The following is a 17345-nucleotide window of genomic DNA, read 5'->3' as shown; positions in this document are numbered from 1 at the left end:
TCATTGGGGCAAGGTTAAAGGTCGTCTGAAAAAAGATGATGCGGCAAATCTCTGCCTGAGTATCCATGCCTAGTTGCCAATATCTAAAAAACATCTCAATTCGATTACAAACAGGAAAACTGATGAAAACTTTGAAATTTACCAAAATGCACGGTTTGGGCAATGATTTTATGGTGGTAAACGGTATCGGGCAGGATTTTGATCCGCTGACTGCGCCGCTTGCCGAATGGTCCGACCGTTTTAGAGGGGTGGGCTTCGATCAGTTGCTGTTGGTGGAAAAGCCTTCTTCCGATGCGGTGGATTTCCGTTATCGTATATTCAATGCGGACGGCAGCGAGGTGGAGCAGTGTGGCAACGGCGCGCGCTGTTTTGCCCGATTTGTGGCGGATAAAGGTTTGACCGATAAAAAGGAAATTTTGGTGGAAACGGCTAAGGGCGTGATTATTCCCAAGCTGTTGGATAATGGTTTGGTGACCGTGAATATGGGCAAACCGCGCTTTACGTCGTCTGAAATTCCGTTTGTACCGGTTCCTGACGAAGCAGATGATGCTTTGACGCATATGGTGATGGTCGGTTTGGAAACGGTGCAGGTCAGTTGTGTGAATATGGGCAATCCTCATGCTGTGATTGTGGTGGAGGATGTTCAGACTGCGCCCGTGGCTCATTGGGGAGAAGCCATTGAGTCGCACGAACAGTTTCCGGAACGTGTCAACGTCGGCTTTATGCAGATTGTCGATAGGGAATCTATCCGCCTGCGCGTATTTGAGCGCGGTGTGGGTGAAACGCAGGCTTGCGGTACGGGGGCTTGTGCGGCTGTGGTTGCGGGCGTCCGGTTGGGGCTGTTGGCGGAAGGCGTGCCTGTGAAGGTTTCGCTGCCGGGCGGGGATTTGTTTATTACTTGGTCGCATGGTGAGGACGTTTTGATGACCGGGCCTGTTCAAACGGTTTTTGAAGGCGAGTTGCAGTATTCATGATTTGGACGAATTTGGATTTTCTCGCCGTTGTTGCTTATGGGCTGGTGTTTTTTGGATTGATTTTCCGCGCTGAAATGTTCCAGTGGTTTTGGGCTTCGGTTGTTTTGTGGCTGGGCGTGTCGACTTTGGGATCGCAGCTTTTGCCGGGAATGTGGGGGATTACCCATGTCGGTCCGTTGTTTGTCCCGCATTTTTATCTGACTTTTGCCAGTGTGTTTTTCTTTGCTTTTCATTGGAAAAAGCAGGCGGATACTGGTTTTTGGCAGGCGGATTTGCAGCATCCGTTTTTGAGCGTGTTTGCCGTCAGCAATGTATTGATGACTTTGGCTTTTGTGTCGATTGCCGCGATATTGTATTTTCTGATGCCGGGCCGTTCTTTGGCTTTTACGTTTCCGGCTTTGTTGAAACTGTACGCGCTCAAGCCTGTTTATTGGTTTGTTTTGCAGTTTGTCATGATGGCGGTTTTTTATCTGCACCGCAGAAGTATTGCCAAGCAGTCGCCGGCGGTGTTCAGTAAAGCGCAACTCAGACTGGGCTGGCTGATGGCTTTGGTCATGCAGACTTTAGTCACGGGGGCGATAGTCGGAGAAATCGGACTTCATTAGGACGCATCAAGCCAAACAACCAAAAGTTATAAATAAAGAAACATTCGATATTGGTTTTTCAGACGACCTGTCTTTAATATACAGGTCATATCACATCAAAATCTGGAGTAGAAAATGAAGATTGCAAACAGCATTACCGAGCTGATCGGCAACACCCCGTTGGTCAAATTAAACCGTCTGACTGAAGGTTTGAAAGCCGAAGTCGCCGTCAAACTGGAATTTTTCAATCCCGGCAGCAGCGTGAAAGACCGCATTGCCGAAGCAATGGTTGAAGCCGCCGAAAAAGCGGGCAAAATCGGTAAGGATACTGTAATTGTGGAAGCGACCAGCGGCAATACGGGTATCGGTTTGGCAATGGTGTGCGCGGCGCGCGGCTACAAGCTGGCAATCACGATGCCTGAAAGCATGAGTAAAGAACGCAAAATGCTGCTGCGTGCGTTCGGTGCGGAATTGATTTTGACTCCTGCGTCCGAAGGTATGGCAGGGGCGATTGCAAAAGCACAAGCCTTGGTGGACGAGCATCCCGATACTTATTTCATGCCGCGCCAATTCGATAACGAGGCGAACCCGCAAATCCACCGCGAAACGACCGCCGAAGAAATTTGGCGCGATACTGACGGTAAAGTTGATATTTTTGTGGCGGGTGTCGGTACGGGCGGTACGGTTACCGGCGTGGGTGAAGTGTTGAAAAAATACAAACCCGAAGTCAAAGTCGTTGCCGTCGAGCCTGAAGCTTCTCCGGTGTTGAGCGGTGGCGAAAAAGGTCCGCACCCGATTCAAGGTATTGGCGCCGGCTTTATCCCTACCGTGTTGAATACCAAGGTATATGACAGCGTTTCCCAAGTTCCGAACGAAGCGGCGTTTGAAACCGCCCGCGCGATGGCGGAAAAAGAAGGTATTTTGGTCGGTATTTCTTCCGGTGCGGCAGTATGGAGCTCGCTGCAGCTTGCCAAACAGCCTGAAAACGAAGGCAAACTGATTGTCGTGCTGCTGCCTTCTTATGGCGAACGCTATCTTTCTACGCCTCTGTTTGCCGATTTGGCATAATAGGGTTGGGAGAAAATAAGTGATGAAAAAGACCGCTTCGGCGGTCTTTTTTGCGGTCTTGCGGCATGGTGTGGCGCAAAAATGGATTTATAGTGGATTAAATTTAAATCAGGACAAGGCGACGAAGCTGCAGACAGTACAGATAGTACGGCAAGGCGAGGCAACGCCGTACTGGTTTAAAGTTAGTCCACTATAAACCACCATATCGTGTAAAGATTGGAATGTAAGGCGAAAGTTGTTGTAATTCAGTCAACAGAAAAAGTCAGATTGATATAGAATTTGGTTATCTGGATAATCCTGATTATAATGGTAGACATGAAAAAATATATTCCCATCTTATTTGCGTTGGCGGCACTTGCCGGTTGTGAGACCATTTATGTCCCAAGCTTGCAAGAAGTGCCTGTCCGTCCGACTAATGTTAAGCCTAATGTTAAAACGACTAAGGGTGAAAAATCTGCGGCGTTCAGTTTGGCTTCTTCGCATTGGAGTGATGTTTCAAAAATCCGCGATGAGGCGACGCGTTTGAGCTATCAGGTCAGCCAAGGAAAAATGACCAAAGTTCAAGCTGCCCAATATCTGAACAAGTTCCGTATCCAGCTTGTCGGCCGTAATGTCGTGGATGACAGCGTATATGAGGTTTATCTGCGTTCTGCCGTTGACAGCCAACGAGGCGAAATCAATACCGAACAATCCAAACTGTATATCCAAAACGCCCTGCGCGGATGGCAGCAACGCTGGAAAAATATGGGTAACAAGCCTTCTAATCTGGCATTTACCAACTTCCTGATGGAAGTCATGAACATGACTCCGTTGAAATAAGTTTCTCATTTCAAACAAAAGGTCGTCTGAAAATTTTCAGACGACCTTTTGTTTTGGATACTGATATTTATGATGTTTTACGCAGCAGCTTCTCGGTTGCCAGTCTTGCCCGCTCTTTGATGTCTTCCGTCAGATAAGTTTTCATCTGGCTGTACACCAAAGTAATAACGGCAATGTCGTCGCTGAATCCCAAAGGACCCAGCAAATCGGGAATGCTGTCGATAGGGCTGAGGAAGTAAACCAATGCGCCGACGATAATCATCTTGGCGCGTCTGGGGGTGTGAGGGGAGTCCCAAAGATAATACAGTGCATACAACTGGCGTACGATGGGCTCGCCCAACCGGCCTGCAAAACGGGCGAGTTTGTTGAGAAAGCCCGTTTTGTCCAAATTACGCCTTCTGAATTTTGGGATAAAGTTTTCCGGATCGGAAGACTGGGTGTATTGTTTTTCTTCGGAATGTTTCATAACAAGCCTCGCAGTAATTGAGTGGAAAGGGTTTGCCGTAATGCGGGCACAGTATAAAGCGGAGTAAGGCAAAGAAATGTCAGTTTTGCCTAAACGAGGCAAAATTATGGTTGACTACTTCTTTATCGTAGCTGTTTCATATTATAAATAAATATTATTTCGATTAATGGAAAAGATAGAAAAATCAAATGGCTTTGATAGCTAATAACATCTTAAAAATACTCGATTTACTCCCCATTTTGTTTAGAATACAAAGGGGCCTTGACATAAATTTGACATAAAAAGGAGATATAAATGAAATTTAAAACACTCGTAGCTGTTGGTATCAGTGCAATCTGTGCTGCGGGAGTGGTCAATGCGCATGAACACAAACATGACCACATGACACCTGCCGGTGCTTCTATTAAAGTGAAAGTGCAACAACTTGACCCGGTTAATGGTAATAAAGATGTAGGCACTGTAACGATTACCGAATCCAAGTACGGTTTGGTCTTTACGCCAAACTTAAGAGGATTAGAAGCCGGCTTGCATGGCTTTCACATTCACCAAAACCCAAGCTGTGAGCCGAAGGAAAAAGACGGTAAACTGACTGCAGGCTTGGGTGCCGGCGGTCACTGGGATCCGAAAGAAACCAAAAAACACGGTTTCCCATGGCAAGATGATGCCCACTTAGGCGATTTGCCTGCATTAACCGTATTGCACGACGGCACAGCCACCAATCCGGTTCTTGCGCCACGCATCAAACACCTTAATGAAGTTCGTGGTCATTCTATTATGATCCACGTTGGTGGCGACAATCATTCCGATCATCCTGCTCCGCTTGGTGGTGGCGGTGCGCGTATGGCGTGTGGCGTGATTAAATAGGTTAATTGTTAGAAACAAAAAGTGCGGTTAAAAATGTTGAACGTTTTAACCGCACTTTTATTTGCAATGAGATCTACTTCAGCACTTCAGCTGTGTTATTTAATTTATGAATAGCGTCAATCAGCTGTTTGTCTGAAGCCCGTATCATTCCGCTATGGTTGCAGCGCTGTCTTTTTGAAGGCATTAGTAGAAATCACATCATCGATATGACGTATGACGCAAATCTTTATTCACTAAAATATTGCAGTTTTGTAATAGAAAAATAAGAGAGTCGTCTGAAAAGTTGCCTGTTGAAATTTTGTTTTGAATGCAACGTTTTATCCCATAAGGTTATGGTTGTTTTGCTTGTGGATGCGTTGGTAAATGATATTAATTCATATTTTTATCACAAGAAACAAGATATTAATACTATTTTGATGGTGTGAGATTATGCGAAACTGATTAAGCGGTAGTGGAAAAAATGTTGGTTTAAGTATTAATAGAGATGTTTATTGTTATTGGTACAGTTTATGATGTTTTTTGGTAAAATTTATTAGATTGTTTATAAATTAGACTGTTCAAAATCGGATAAAACAGGTAAATTATAGTTTATGTAACTCGATGTAATTTGAGTTATTGGTTTTGAGCTGATAAAAAATACAGAGGAACTGGCTATGTCCGTCAAACCGCGTCCTGTCTTTTTGGAGATTCCCAATATACGGTTGCCTATACCGGGAATTGTCTCCATCTTGCACCGCATCAGCGGGGTAGGGTTATTTATAATGCTTCCCGTTTTGCTGTATCTCCTGTCCGGTACGTTGAGCCGCGAGTCGGCGTTTGAAACTTACCGTGCCATCGTTTCCAATCCTTTGGTCAAGTTGATTTTAATCGGCGTGTTATGGGCTTATCTGCACCATTTTCTCGCCGGTATCCGTTTTTTATTTTTGGATGCACACAAAGGCCTTGAGCTGAATACTGCGCGCAATACCGCCAAATTGGTGTTTGCTGCCGCGCTGGTGTTGACCGTCGTTTTGGGAGCGTTGTTATGGTAGAGCGTAAATTGACCGGTGCCCATTACGGTTTGCGCGATTGGGCGATGCAGCGTGCGACTGCGGTTATCATGTTGATCTATACCGTCGCGCTTTTAGTGATTCTGTTTACCTTGCCTAAAGAATATTCGGCTTGGCAGGCATTTTTCGATCAAGTTTGGGTGAAAGTGTTCACCCAGGTTAGCTTTATCGCCGTATTTTTGCACGCTTGGGTGGGTATCCGCGATTTGTGGATGGACTATATCAAACCCTTCGGCGTGCGTTTGTTTTTGCAGGTTGCCACCATCGTTTGGCTGGTCGGCTGCTTGGTGTATTCAATTAAAGTAATTTGGGGGTAAGTATGGGTTTTCCTGTTCGCAAGTTTGATGCCGTGATTGTCGGCGGTGGTGGTGCAGGTTTACGCGCAGCCCTCCAATTATCCAAATCCGGTCTGAATTGTGCCGTTTTGTCTAAAGTGTTCCCGACCCGTTCGCATACTGTAGCGGCGCAGGGCGGTATTTCCGCTTCGCTGGGTAATGTGCAGGAAGACCGTTGGGACTGGCACATGTACGATACCGTGAAAGGTTCCGACTGGCTGGGCGACCAAGACGCGATTGAGTTTATGTGTCGCGCCGCGCCTGAAGCGGTGATTGAGTTGGAACACATGGGTATGCCTTTTGACCGCGTGGAAAGCGGCAAAATTTATCAACGCCCTTTCGGCGGCCATACTGCCGAACACGGTAAACGCGCGGTAGAACGTGCCTGCGCGGTTGCCGACCGTACAGGTCATGCAATGCTGCATACTTTGTATCAACAAAACGTCCGTGCCAATACGCAATTCTTTGTGGAATGGACGGCGCAAGATTTGATTCGTGATGAAAACGGCGACGTCGTCGGTGTGACCGCCATGGAAATGGAAACCGGCGAAGTTTACATTTTCCATGCTAAAGCCGTGATGTTTGCTACTGGCGGCGGAGGTCGTATTTATGCTTCTTCTACCAATGCCTATATGAACACCGGCGACGGTTTGGGTATTTGCGCCCGTGCAGGCATTCCGTTGGAAGATATGGAGTTCTGGCAATTCCACCCGACCGGCGTGGCAGGTGCAGGTGTGTTGATTACCGAAGGCGTACGCGGTGAGGGCGGTATTCTGTTGAATGCTGACGGCGAACGCTTTATGGAACGCTATGCGCCGACCGTAAAAGACTTGGCTTCGCGCGACGTAGTTTCTCGCGCGATGGCGATGGAAATCTACGAAGGTCGAGGCTGTGGCAAAAACAAAGACCATGTATTGCTGAAAATCGACCATATCGGTGCCGAAAAAATTATGGAAAAACTGCCGGGCATCCGCGAGATTTCCATTCAGTTTGCCGGTATCGACCCGATTAAAGATCCGATTCCCGTTGTGCCGACTACCCACTACATGATGGGCGGTATTCCGACCAACTACCACGGCGAAGTCGTTGTTCCGCAAGGCGACGAATATGAAGTGCCGGTGAAAGGTCTGTACGCAGCGGGCGAGTGCGCTTGTGCTTCTGTGCACGGTGCGAACCGTTTAGGTACCAACTCTCTGTTGGACTTGGTGGTGTTCGGTAAAGCTGCCGGCGACAGCATGATTAAATTCATCAAAGAGCAAAGCGATTGGAAACCGCTGCCTGCCGATGCCGGCGAGCTGACCCGTCAACGTATCGAACGCTTGGATAACCAAACCGGCGGCGAAAACGTTGATGCATTGCGCCGTGAACTGCAACGCTCTGTCCAACTGCACGCCGGTGTGTTCCGTACCGATGAGATTCTCAGCAAAGGCGTTCGAGAAATTATGGCGATTGCCGAGCGTGTGAAGCGTACTGAAATCAAAGACAAGAGCAAAGTGTGGAATACCGCGCGTATCGAAGCTTTGGAATTGGATAATCTGATTGAAGTGGCAAAAGCGACTTTGGTGTCTGCCGAAGCACGTAAAGAATCACGCGGCGCGCACGCTTCAGACGACCATCCTGAGCGCGATGACGAAAACTGGATGAAACACACGCTGTATCATTCAGATACCAATACCTTGTCCTACAAACCGGTGCACACCCAGCCTTTGAGCGTGGAATACATCAAACCGGCCAAGCGCGTTTACTGATGCGTTTTCAGACGACCTCTGTATCACAAGGGGTCGTCTGAAAATCAAATACACCACCACACTGAACAGCCTGAACCCATAACATAAAACCATCAGGCGGTTTATGAGAAAAGGAACACTTCTCATGGAAAAAATGAGTTTTGAAATTTACCGTTACAATCCGGATGTTGATGCCAAACCATATATGCAACGTTACGAGTTGGAACTGGAACCTACCGACGTCAAACTTTTGGACGCGCTGGTGCGCCTGAAAGCGCAAGACGACACCCTGTCTTTCCGCCGTTCCTGCCGCGAAGGTATTTGCGGTTCTGACGGTATGAACATCAACGGCAAAAACGGCTTGGCATGTTTGACTGACTTACGAGGTTTGAAACAACCTGTCAAAATCCGCCCGCTGCCCGGTCTGCCTGTCATCCGCGACCTGATTGTGGACATGACCCAGTTCTTCAAACAATACCACTCCATCAAACCTTATGTCGTCAACGACAATCCGATCGATGCCGACAAAGAGCGTCTGCAAACTCAGGAAGAGCGTAAAGAGCTGGACGGCTTGTACGAATGTATTTTGTGCGCCTGCTGCTCGACTGCCTGCCCGTCGTTCTGGTGGAATCCCGACAAATTCGTCGGTCCGTCCGGTTTGCTGAATGCCTACCGCTTCATTGCCGACAGCCGCGATACCATCACCAACGAGCGTTTGGATAATTTGAACGACCCGTATCGCCTGTTCCGCTGCCATACCATCATGAACTGCGTGGACGTATGCCCTAAACACTTGAATCCGACCCGTGCCATCGGTAAGATTAAAGAAATTATGTTGAAACGAGCCGTTTAAGAAATGATGGTTTTTGACGATATTGCCAAACGGAAAATCCGTTTTCAAACCCGCCGGGGATTATTGGAGTTAGATTTGATTTTCGGCAGGTTTATGGAAAAAGAATTCGAGCATTTGAGCGATAAAGAGCTGTCCGAGTTTTCCGAAATCCTTGAGTTTCAAGATCAGGAGCTTCTTGCCCTGATCAACGGACATTCGGCGACAGACAAGGAACACCTTATCCCCATGCTTGAAAAAATCAGACGAGCTTGACGTATTGGAAATCCGCCTGCCTTTCGGCGGATTTCTAGGATACGGAGGTCGTCTGAAAATAAAGACCGTGCTGCATAGGCAGCAACGAAAGCCCCAACCTACAAAGGAGCGATAAATATGTCCAAATCAATTAAACTCAACGTACCCAATCAAGAGGATTTAGAACTGCCCGTATTGGAAGCGAGCATCGGTCATGACGTGGTCGATATCCGCGCACTGACGAAAAACACAGGCTTATTCTCATTCGACCCCGGGTTCGTTTCAACAGCAAGCTGCGAATCCAAAATCACTTATATCGACGGCGACAAAGGTCTGCTGTATTACCGTGGTTATCCCATCGAACAACTCGCCGAAAAATCCGATTATTTGGAAGTCTGCTACCTGCTGATTTACGGCGAACTGCCGACGCCTGAGCAAAAGGCAGAATTTGACAATACCGTCCGCCGTCATACGATGGTGCATGAACAGCTGACTTGGTTCTTCCGCGGCTTCCGTCGCGATGCGCATCCGATGGCGATGATGGTCGGCGTGGTTGGTGCATTGTCTGCGTTCTATCAAGACAGTCTGGACATTACGAACCCCGAACACCGCAAAATCGCAATTTACCGTCTGATTTCCAAAATTCCGACGATTGCGGCGATGTGCTACCGCTATTCCAACGGTCTGCCGTTCAATTATCCGAGAAACAACCTCTCTTATTCCGAAAATTTCATGCACATGATGTTTGCCACACCATGTGAAGACTACAAACCCAATCCCGTATTGGCACGCGCGCTTGACCGCATCTTTATCCTTCATGCCGACCACGAGCAAAACGCATCGACTTCGACCGTCCGTCTGGCAGGTTCTTCAGGTGCGAACCCGTTTGCCTGTATCGCTGCCGGTATTGCCTGTCTGTGGGGTGCATCCCACGGCGGCGCGAACGAAGCCGTCTTGAAAATGTTGGACGAAATCGGCGATGTATCCCGTGTTGCCGAATATATGGAAGGCGTGAAACAGCGTAAATACCGCCTGATGGGCTTCGGACACCGCGTGTACCGCAATATGGATCCGCGCGCCAGCATCATGCGCGAGACCTGTTATGAAGTGCTGAAAGAATTGGGCTTGGAAGACAGTCCGAAATTCAAGCTGGCAATGGAATTGGAACAAATTGCCCTGAAAGACCCGTTCTTCGTGGAGCGCAAACTGTACCCCAACGTCGACTTCTACTCCGGTATCGTCCTGTCCGCGCTGGGCATTCCGACCGAAATGTTTACCGTCATCTTTGCCCTGTCACGCAGCGTGGGCTGGATTTCGCACTGGCATGAAATGATTGGCGATCCTTCGCTGAAAATCGGCCGTCCGCGCCAACTTTATACCGGTGCCGTACGTCGTGATTATGTACCGGCGGATAAACGCTGAAAATCAGTATATTAATATGTTGTCGGAACTTCATTTGAGAAAGCCGAATAGTTTTTTTAAATAAGTTTGTCTGCAGCAAACGAAACAGATACAAGTAATTTGGCTGGAAATAGGGTAGAATGAAGTGTCATTTCAAACGGCATGGATTCCGTTGAAACACATGGAATTCTACCCTTTGTTTATATTTTAAAGAAAAGAGCTCGCGTCATGATGGATGAAAAACTCAATTTTTCTTATCTGTTCGGTTCAAATGCTCCCTACATCGAGGAGTTGTATGAGAATTTCCTGGAAAACCCCAATTCGGTCGATGAAAAATGGAAGCAGTATTTCACCGACTTAAGCAAGCAGCCTGGTGCGGCGGATGTTGATATCGCCCATGCTCCGATCCGTGAATCCTTCGCTAATTTGGCAAAAACCAAATCGACAGCGGCTATTGCCGGCGGTATGGATGAAGCCATGATGAAGAAACAGGTCGGTGTATTGCGGTTGATTTCTGCTTACCGTATTCAAGGTGTGGGTGCTGCCCAGCTTGACCCGCTCAAACGTATCCCGCCACGCAACATTGAAGCCCTCGATCCCAAATTCCACGGACTGAATGATGCCGATATGGCGGTTCAGTTCAATATGGGCGAGGGCGATTTTTCCGGCCAAAGCAAGCTGCCTCTGTCCCAAATCATCAGCAACCTCAAACAAACCTACTGCGGTCACCTCGCATTGGAATACATCTACATTCCCAATACAGAAGAACGCCGCTGGTTGCGCAATTATTTTGAGGATGTGCTGTCCACCCCGAGTTACAGCGCCGAACAGAAACGCCGCATCCTGAAAGAAATGACCGCTGCCGAGACTTTGGAGCGTTACCTGCATACCAAATATGTCGGTCAGAAACGCTTCGGCGTAGAAGGCGGCGAGAGCGTGATTGCCGGTCTGAATTACCTGATTCAAAACGCAGGTAAAGACGGCGTCGAAGAAGTCATCATCGGTATGGCACACCGAGGTCGTCTGAATGTCTTGGTCAACATTTTGGGCAAGAAACCGGGCGATTTGTTTGCCGAATTTGAAGGCCGTGCCGAAATCAAGCTGCCCAGCGGCGACGTAAAATACCACATGGGTTTCAGCTCCGACATCGCTACGCCGAACGGTCCGATGCACGTTTCTTTGGCGTTCAATCCGTCGCATTTGGAAATCGTGAATCCTGTCGTTGAAGGTTCTGCACGCGCCAAACAAAAACGCCTGGGCGAAAACGGCCGCGACAAAGTATTGCCCGTATTGATTCACGGCGACTCTGCATTTGTCGGACTGGGTGTCAACCAAGCAACGTTCAACCTGTCCAAAACGCGCGGCTACACCACCGGCGGTACGGTCCACATCGTCATCAACAACCAAATCGGCTTTACCACCTCCGATACCCGCGACACCCGTTCGACCGTGCATTGTACCGACGTGGCGAAAATGGTTTCCGCTCCGGTCATCCATGTCAACGGCGACGATCCGGAACGCGTTTGCTTCGCCATCCAAGCCGCTTTGGACTACCGTAAGAAATTCAACAAAGACATCGTGATCGATGTCGTCTGCTACCGCAAATGGGGCCACAACGAGGGCGACGATCCGACCCTGACCCAGCCGATGATGTACAAAAAAGTATCGCAACACCCCGGTGCGCGTGCTTTGTACACTGAGCAACTGATTGCAGAAGGCGTGGTAACGCAGGCAGAAGCCGACGGCTATATCCAAGCCTACCGCGATGCTTTGGACAAAGGCGAACATGTCGAGCAAACGACGTTGAGCAACTTCCAACGTACGCAAATCGACTGGAGCAAATACCAAGGTAAAGACTGGCGCGAAGATGTGGAAACCGGCCTGCCCGCTGCCGACATCGAGCGTCTTGCCGAGAAATTTACCGCCGTTCCCGAAGGCTTTGCACTGCATCCGACTGCCAAACGCGTGCTCGAAGCGCGCAAAGGCATGGCTGCGGGCAGTCAGCCGATTGACTGGGGTATGGCGGAAACCCTCGCATACGCCAGCCTGGTCACCAAAGGCCACGGCGTGCGCATTTCCGGCGAAGACTCCGGACGCGGTACGTTCTCACACCGCCATGCCGTATTGCACGACCAAAAACGCGAAAAATGGGATGACGGCACTTATGTACCGCTGCGCAATATGGGCGAAGGCGCAGGCGAATTCCTCGTCATTGACTCCATCTTGAATGAAGAAGCGGTCATGGCGTTCGAATACGGTTTTGCCTGCTCCGCGCCCGACAAACTGACCATTTGGGAAGCGCAGTTCGGCGACTTTGCCAACGGCGCGCAAGTGACCATCGACCAATTCCTGTCGTCCGGCGAAACCAAATGGGGCCGTCTCTGCGGTCTGACCACCATCCTGCCGCACGGTTACGACGGTCAGGGCCCGGAACACTCATCCGGCCGCGTAGAACGCTGGTTGCAATTGTGTTCCGAACACAATATGCAAATCATCATGCCGTCCGAAGCGTCGCAAATGTTCCACCTGCTGCAACGCCAAGTCTTGGGTTCGTACCGCAAACCGCTGGTGATTTTCATGTCCAAACGCCTGTTGCGCTTCAAAGGCGCGATGAGTCCGCTGGAAAACTTTACCGAAGGTTCGCGCTTCCGTCCCGTCATCGGCGATACCGCCGAGCGTGGCAACAATGAAAGCGTGAAACGCGTGATTCTGTGTGCCGGACAGGTTTACTACGATTTGGAAGCAGGCCGTGCCGAGCGCAAACTGGAAAACGATGTCGCCATCGTCCGCGTCGAGCAGCTTTATCCGTTCCCATACGACGAGGTGCGTGCAGAGTTGGCGAAATATCCGAACGCGAAATCCGTGGTTTGGGCACAAGAAGAGCCGAAAAACCAAGGTGCGTTCTACCAAATCCGCCACCGCTTGGAAGACGTTATCGGCGAAAGCCAAAAACTGTCTTATGCCGGTCGTCCGAGCAGCGCATCGCCAGCCGTCGGCTATATGAGCAAACACGTCGCCCAGCTGAAACAACTGGTTGAAGACGCAATGACGCTGTAACGCAATACGGTGCGGCGTTCCGAATGAAACACTCCAGACGGAACGCCTACCAAACAAAAGAGATAACACACAACAGGTCGTCTGAAAACCAACGACCATCCGGAGACACAAAATGATTATTGATGTAAAAGTACCCATGCTGTCCGAAAGCGTATCCGAAGGCACGCTCTTGGAATGGAAGAAAAAAGTCGGCGAAGCCGTAGCGCGCGACGAAATCCTGATTGACATCGAAACCGACAAAGTGGTTTTGGAAGTACCTTCCCCACAAGCCGGTGTATTGGTTGAAATCATTGCCCAAAACGGCGAAACCGTTGCCGCCGAACAAGTATTGGCACGCATCGACACCGCAGCAACCGCTTCCGCTTCTGCTGAAGCCCCAGCCGCCGCGCCTGCACCTGAAGCCGCTCCCGCCGCTGCGCAAACCAATGCCGCCATGCCTGCTGCCGCCAAACTGGCAGCCGAAACCGGCGTGGATGTGAACGCGCTGCAAGGTTCCGGTCGTGACGGTCGCGTCTTGAAAGAAGACGTGCAAAACGCTACCGCCAAACCTGCTGCCGCACCCGCTGTCGCGTCTGTACCTGCACCTGTTCCCGCGGGTGCACGTCCGGAACAACGCGTTCCGATGAGCCGCCTACGCGCCCGTGTTGCCGAACGTCTCTTGGCTTCGCAACAAGAAAACGCGATTCTGACTACGTTCAACGAAGTCAACATGAAACCCATCATGGACTTGCGTGCGAAATACAAAGAAAAATTCGAGAAAGAACACGGCGTCAAACTCGGCTTCATGTCTTTCTTCGTCAAAGCAGCCGTTGCCGCGCTGAAAAAATATCCGGTGGTCAATGCCTCCGTTGACGGCAGCGACATCGTTTATCACGGTTACTTCGACATCGGTATCGCTATCGGCAGCCCGCGCGGTCTGGTCGTTCCGATTCTGCGAGATGCCGACCAAATGAGTATTGCCGACATCGAACAAGCCATCGTTGATTACGCCAAAAAAGCCAAAGACGGTAAAATCGCGCTGGAAGATTTGACCGGCGGTACGTTCAGTATTACCAACGGCGGTACGTTCGGTTCAATGATGTCCACCCCGATTATCAATCCGCCGCAATCCGCCATTTTGGGTATGCACGCGACCAAAGAGCGCGCAGTCGTGGAAAACGGCCAAGTTGTCGTCCGTCCGATGATGTATCTGGCACTCTCTTACGACCACCGCATCATCGACGGCCGCGAAGCCGTGCTGACTTTGGTTGCCATCAAAGACGCGCTGGAAGATCCGGCACGCCTGTTGTTGGATCTGTAAACGCCGCCAAAGGGATATAAAGCGGATAAAAACAGAGCAGTTTGAAATCGGGCTGCTTACTGGCTTTCAGACGACCTTGAAACGAAAAAGGTCGTCTGAAAACAGCAGGATGTTTGAAATCTAAGGGAGAAAGTTTGTTGCTGCCATTTTTCGTGCAGAAGCAAACGCTTGAAAATCCATAGGAGCGTATCCATGAAACCCATCTCCCTGTTTCCGCTTTTGGCTGTCGTTTCCCTGCTTGGCGCGTGTGCCGCATTCGAAGGCAAGGAATATTCCGTCAACGCTTATGATGCGCGCGGCAGAATGTTGAACAAGCGTTTTGAAATGGACAGCAACAAAGCAGGCATTCCCGTCGCCCGCAGCGTTTTGTGCAAACGTTATCCGCACGCTACCGTGCGCGTTTACAACAATTTTACCGGACAGGAAGTCAGGGAATACAGTCCGCATTCCTGCCGCCGCTGATGCGTCCGAACCAATCGGGCTGAAATTTGAATAGGTCGTGCCTGTGAGCAGGCTTCGCACTCTGAAAAAGGCAGAATAAGTTTTAATTTTGTTGAAGCCGCGTTTTCAGACGACCTCTCATGCAAAATATAGTGGATAAACTTTTGCTGAAGGTTTTCCTGCGGCAAAAATATCAAACAACAAAGGATTTTTCACATGTCTCAATACGATGTAGTAGTCATCGGCGCAGGTCCCGGCGGATACGTTGCCGCCATCCGCGCCGCCCAACTGGGTTTCAAAACCGCCTGTGTCGATGCAGGCGTCAACAAAGCAGGCGACGCGCCCGCGCTGGGCGGTACCTGCCTGAACGTCGGCTGCATTCCTTCCAAAGCCCTGTTGCAATCCAGCGAACATTTCCATGCTGCGCAGCATGATTTTGCCGAACACGGCATCAGCGTCGGCGACATCAAATTCGACGCGGCGAAAATGATTGCGCGCAAAGACGCTATCGTAACCAAGCTTACCGGTGGCGTGAAATTCCTGTTCCAAAAAAACAAAGTAACCAGCCTGTTCGGTACGGCTTCATTTGCCGGCAAAAACGGCGATGCCTACCAAATCGAAGTCGATAACAAAGGCGAAAAAACCGTTATCGAAGCCAAACACGTCATCGTAGCGACCGGCTCCGTGCCGCGTCCGCTGCCGCAGGTTGCCATCGACAATGTAAACGTTTTGGACAACGAAGGCGCATTGAACCTGACCGAAGTGCCCGCCAAACTGGGCGTTATCGGTTCGGGCGTGATTGGTTTGGAAATGGGTTCGGTGTGGAACCGCGTCGGTTCGCAGGTCACCATCCTCGAAGCCATGCCGACTTTCCTTGCCGCCGCCGACCAGCAAATCGCCAAAGAAGCCTTCAAATATTTCACCAAAGAGCAGGGCCTGAACATCGAACTGGGCGTGAAAATCGGCGACATCAAATCTGAAGGCAAAGGCGTGTCCGTTGCCTACCAAACTGCCGCAGGCGAAGCCAAAACCGAAGTCTTCGACAAACTCATCGTCGCCATCGGCCGTATTCCGAATACTAAAGGCTTGAACGCCGAAGCCGTCGGCTTGGAAAAAGACGAGCGCGGCTTTATCAAAGTGGACGGCGAATGCCGCACCAACCTGCCTAATGTCTGGGCAATCGGCGACGTGGTTCGCGGCCCGATGCTGGCGCACAAAGCCAGCGACGAAGGCGTTGCTGTTGCCGAGCGCATCGCCGGACAGAAACCGCATATCGACTTCAACAGCGTACCGTTCGTGATTTACACCGATCCCGAAATCGCTTGGGTCGGTAAAACCGAAGAGCAGCTCAAAGCCGAAGGCGTGGAATACAAAAAAGGCACTTCCGGCTTCGGCGCAAACGGTCGCGCGTTGGCAATGGGTAAAGCCAAAGGTACGGTCAAAGTGTTGGCAGATGCCAAAACCGACCGCATCTTGGGCGTACACATGATCGGTCCGGTCGTCAGCGAATTGGTTACTGAAGGCGTCACTGCGCTCGAATTCTTCGCCAGCAGCGAAGACATCGCCCGCATCATTCATGCCCATCCGACCTTGTCCGAAGTGGTTCACGAAGCCGCACTGGCCGCCGACAAACGCGCTTTGCACGGCTGATGAGGTCAAGTAAAGCATAAAAGGTCGTCTGAAACTTTTTCAGACGACCTTTTCGGAAAGATGAATGTTCGGAAGCAATGTTCCGATAGGTATAGAGAGAAAATAGAGCGTATCAGTTGCTATTGTTCCCTGGCCGGAATGACGATTTAAGCAGAATCTACTATATAATCGGCGACACATTCACAGACAGCATTTGATTATGAATAAAGAAGTAATCGGTATCCTGTTTATACCGATGGGCATCATCAGCATGTGTATGGCCGCGTTGTGGCAAATGTATGTGATGATGACCGAAACTTATACGCTCAACCGCTTCAAAGACAAAGAATTGGTTTGGCGCGTGGCATTGTTGTTTATCAGTTTCAGCCTTGCCGTTTACCTGCTCTGCCCGAATTCGCGTAAAAAAGGCATCGTCTTTTTTATCCTCGGGGGCGGCGGCGCAATCATGTATCTGCTTGCGCGGATGTTGTTGCCGTTCAGCAAGTGAAACGACGATTTTCCGACCGCCGAAAGGTCGTCTGAAACG

General features: G+C 49.9%; 17 protein-coding genes. 16 read left to right on the top strand and 1 reads right to left on the bottom strand.

Annotated elements, in window-relative coordinates:
- Window positions 1–122: 122 nt before the first annotated feature.
- From NM96_07005 to NM96_06990, 4 genes are all read left to right on the top strand, one after another.
- Entirely contained in the window at window positions 123–974 is an 852-nt protein-coding gene (locus NM96_07005) for a diaminopimelate epimerase (GenBank protein ID AVR79108.1), read from the top strand.
- Window positions 971–1579 carry a hypothetical protein gene (locus NM96_07000; GenBank protein ID AVR79107.1) on the top strand — a complete coding sequence of 203 codons (609 nt, stop codon included), beginning with the start codon at window positions 971–973 and terminating at the stop codon, window positions 1577–1579. Before NM96_07005 ends, NM96_07000 begins: the two co-directional genes overlap by 4 nt.
- Before the next feature lie 114 nt (window positions 1580–1693).
- The gene (gene cysK / locus NM96_06995) at window positions 1694–2626 is read left to right on the top strand and encodes a cysteine synthase A (protein ID AVR79106.1); all 933 of its coding nucleotides are present in this window, start codon (window positions 1694–1696) and stop codon (window positions 2624–2626) included.
- A 306-nt stretch (window positions 2627–2932) separates the two neighbouring features.
- Window positions 2933–3445: a prokaryotic membrane lipolipid attachment site family protein gene (locus NM96_06990; GenBank protein ID AVR79105.1), complete on the top strand. Its 513-nt coding sequence runs from the start codon at window positions 2933–2935 to the stop codon at window positions 3443–3445.
- Between the two features lie 67 nt (window positions 3446–3512).
- Here NM96_06990 and NM96_06985 read toward each other — a convergent pair whose 3' ends face one another.
- Window positions 3513–3911: a DUF1232 domain-containing protein gene (locus NM96_06985; GenBank protein AVR79104.1), complete on the bottom strand. Its 399-nt coding sequence runs from the start codon at window positions 3909–3911 to the stop codon at window positions 3513–3515.
- 294 nt (window positions 3912–4205) lie between these two features.
- Between NM96_06985 and NM96_06980 the strand changes: the two genes are divergently transcribed.
- The 12 genes from NM96_06980 (at window position 4206) to NM96_06925 (ending at window position 17306) form a co-directional block, all read left to right on the top strand.
- A complete protein-coding gene (locus NM96_06980) occupies window positions 4206–4775 on the top strand; it encodes a superoxide dismutase (GenBank protein ID AVR79103.1) in 570 nt (189 codons plus the stop codon).
- A gap of 653 nt (window positions 4776–5428) precedes the next feature.
- A complete protein-coding gene (gene sdhC, locus NM96_06975) occupies window positions 5429–5806 on the top strand; it encodes a succinate dehydrogenase, cytochrome b556 subunit (protein AVR79102.1) in 378 nt (125 codons plus the stop codon).
- The gene (gene sdhD / locus NM96_06970; GenBank protein AVR79101.1) at window positions 5800–6141 is read left to right on the top strand and encodes a succinate dehydrogenase, hydrophobic membrane anchor protein; all 342 of its coding nucleotides are present in this window, start codon (window positions 5800–5802) and stop codon (window positions 6139–6141) included. Before sdhC ends, sdhD begins: the two co-directional genes overlap by 7 nt.
- 2 nt (window positions 6142–6143) lie before the next feature.
- Window positions 6144–7907 carry a succinate dehydrogenase flavoprotein subunit gene (sdhA, locus tag NM96_06965; GenBank protein AVR79100.1) on the top strand — a complete coding sequence of 588 codons (1764 nt, stop codon included), beginning with the start codon at window positions 6144–6146 and terminating at the stop codon, window positions 7905–7907.
- A 124-nt stretch (window positions 7908–8031) separates the two neighbouring features.
- The gene (gene sdhB, locus NM96_06960; protein ID AVR79099.1) at window positions 8032–8739 is read left to right on the top strand and encodes a succinate dehydrogenase iron-sulfur subunit; all 708 of its coding nucleotides are present in this window, start codon (window positions 8032–8034) and stop codon (window positions 8737–8739) included.
- 3 nt (window positions 8740–8742) lie between these two features.
- Window positions 8743–8991, top strand: a complete 249-nt coding sequence (locus tag NM96_06955) for a succinate dehydrogenase assembly factor 2 family protein (GenBank protein AVR79098.1) — start codon at window positions 8743–8745, stop codon at window positions 8989–8991.
- Between the two features lie 117 nt (window positions 8992–9108).
- On the top strand, window positions 9109–10392 hold the full coding sequence (gltA, locus tag NM96_06950) for a citrate (Si)-synthase (GenBank protein ID AVR79097.1): 1284 nt from the start codon (window positions 9109–9111) through the stop codon (window positions 10390–10392).
- Between the two features lie 207 nt (window positions 10393–10599).
- On the top strand, window positions 10600–13428 hold the full coding sequence (gene sucA / locus NM96_06945; protein ID AVR79096.1) for a 2-oxoglutarate dehydrogenase E1 component: 2829 nt from the start codon (window positions 10600–10602) through the stop codon (window positions 13426–13428).
- 112 nt (window positions 13429–13540) lie between these two features.
- Window positions 13541–14728: a 2-oxoglutarate dehydrogenase complex dihydrolipoyllysine-residue succinyltransferase gene (locus NM96_06940; protein AVR79095.1), complete on the top strand. Its 1188-nt coding sequence runs from the start codon at window positions 13541–13543 to the stop codon at window positions 14726–14728.
- Between the two features lie 192 nt (window positions 14729–14920).
- A complete protein-coding gene (locus NM96_06935; GenBank protein AVR79094.1) occupies window positions 14921–15190 on the top strand; it encodes a hypothetical protein in 270 nt (89 codons plus the stop codon).
- 195 nt (window positions 15191–15385) lie between these two features.
- Window positions 15386–16819, top strand: coding sequence for a dihydrolipoyl dehydrogenase (gene lpdA / locus NM96_06930; protein ID AVR79093.1), 1434 nt, complete (start codon window positions 15386–15388; stop codon window positions 16817–16819).
- 199 nt (window positions 16820–17018) lie between these two features.
- Window positions 17019–17306, top strand: a complete 288-nt coding sequence (locus NM96_06925) for a hypothetical protein (protein ID AVR79092.1) — start codon at window positions 17019–17021, stop codon at window positions 17304–17306.
- Window positions 17307–17345 lie beyond the last annotated feature (39 nt).

The organism is Neisseria mucosa (genome assembly GCA_003028315.1).
Lineage (GTDB): Bacteria > Pseudomonadota > Gammaproteobacteria > Burkholderiales > Neisseriaceae > Neisseria > Neisseria mucosa.
This window is presented reverse-complemented; position numbering and strand designations above follow the sequence as displayed.

Bases quoted from the DNA above. Each gene is read 5' to 3' on its own strand.
- NM96_06925 (AVR79092.1), top strand. From the start codon at position 17,019: ATGAATAAAGAAGTAATCGGTATCCTGTTTATACCGATGGGCATCATC.
- NM96_06990 (AVR79105.1), top strand. From the start codon at position 2,933: ATGGTAGACATGAAAAAATATATTCCCATCTTATTTGCGTTGGCGGCA.
- NM96_06955 (AVR79098.1), top strand. From the start codon at position 8,743: ATGATGGTTTTTGACGATATTGCCAAACGGAAAATCCGTTTTCAAACC.
- gltA (AVR79097.1), top strand. From the start codon at position 9,109: ATGTCCAAATCAATTAAACTCAACGTACCCAATCAAGAGGATTTAGAA.
- NM96_07000 (AVR79107.1), top strand. From the start codon at position 971: ATGATTTGGACGAATTTGGATTTTCTCGCCGTTGTTGCTTATGGGCTG.
- NM96_07005 (AVR79108.1), top strand. From the start codon at position 123: ATGAAAACTTTGAAATTTACCAAAATGCACGGTTTGGGCAATGATTTT.
- NM96_06985 (AVR79104.1), bottom strand. From the start codon at position 3,911: ATGAAACATTCCGAAGAAAAACAATACACCCAGTCTTCCGATCCGGAA.
- NM96_06980 (AVR79103.1), top strand. From the start codon at position 4,206: ATGAAATTTAAAACACTCGTAGCTGTTGGTATCAGTGCAATCTGTGCT.
- sdhA (AVR79100.1), top strand. From the start codon at position 6,144: ATGGGTTTTCCTGTTCGCAAGTTTGATGCCGTGATTGTCGGCGGTGGT.
- NM96_06940 (AVR79095.1), top strand. From the start codon at position 13,541: ATGATTATTGATGTAAAAGTACCCATGCTGTCCGAAAGCGTATCCGAA.
- cysK (AVR79106.1), top strand. From the start codon at position 1,694: ATGAAGATTGCAAACAGCATTACCGAGCTGATCGGCAACACCCCGTTG.
- sucA (AVR79096.1), top strand. From the start codon at position 10,600: ATGATGGATGAAAAACTCAATTTTTCTTATCTGTTCGGTTCAAATGCT.
- NM96_06935 (AVR79094.1), top strand. From the start codon at position 14,921: ATGAAACCCATCTCCCTGTTTCCGCTTTTGGCTGTCGTTTCCCTGCTT.
- lpdA (AVR79093.1), top strand. From the start codon at position 15,386: ATGTCTCAATACGATGTAGTAGTCATCGGCGCAGGTCCCGGCGGATAC.
- sdhD (AVR79101.1), top strand. From the start codon at position 5,800: ATGGTAGAGCGTAAATTGACCGGTGCCCATTACGGTTTGCGCGATTGG.
- sdhB (AVR79099.1), top strand. From the start codon at position 8,032: ATGGAAAAAATGAGTTTTGAAATTTACCGTTACAATCCGGATGTTGAT.
- sdhC (AVR79102.1), top strand. From the start codon at position 5,429: ATGTCCGTCAAACCGCGTCCTGTCTTTTTGGAGATTCCCAATATACGG.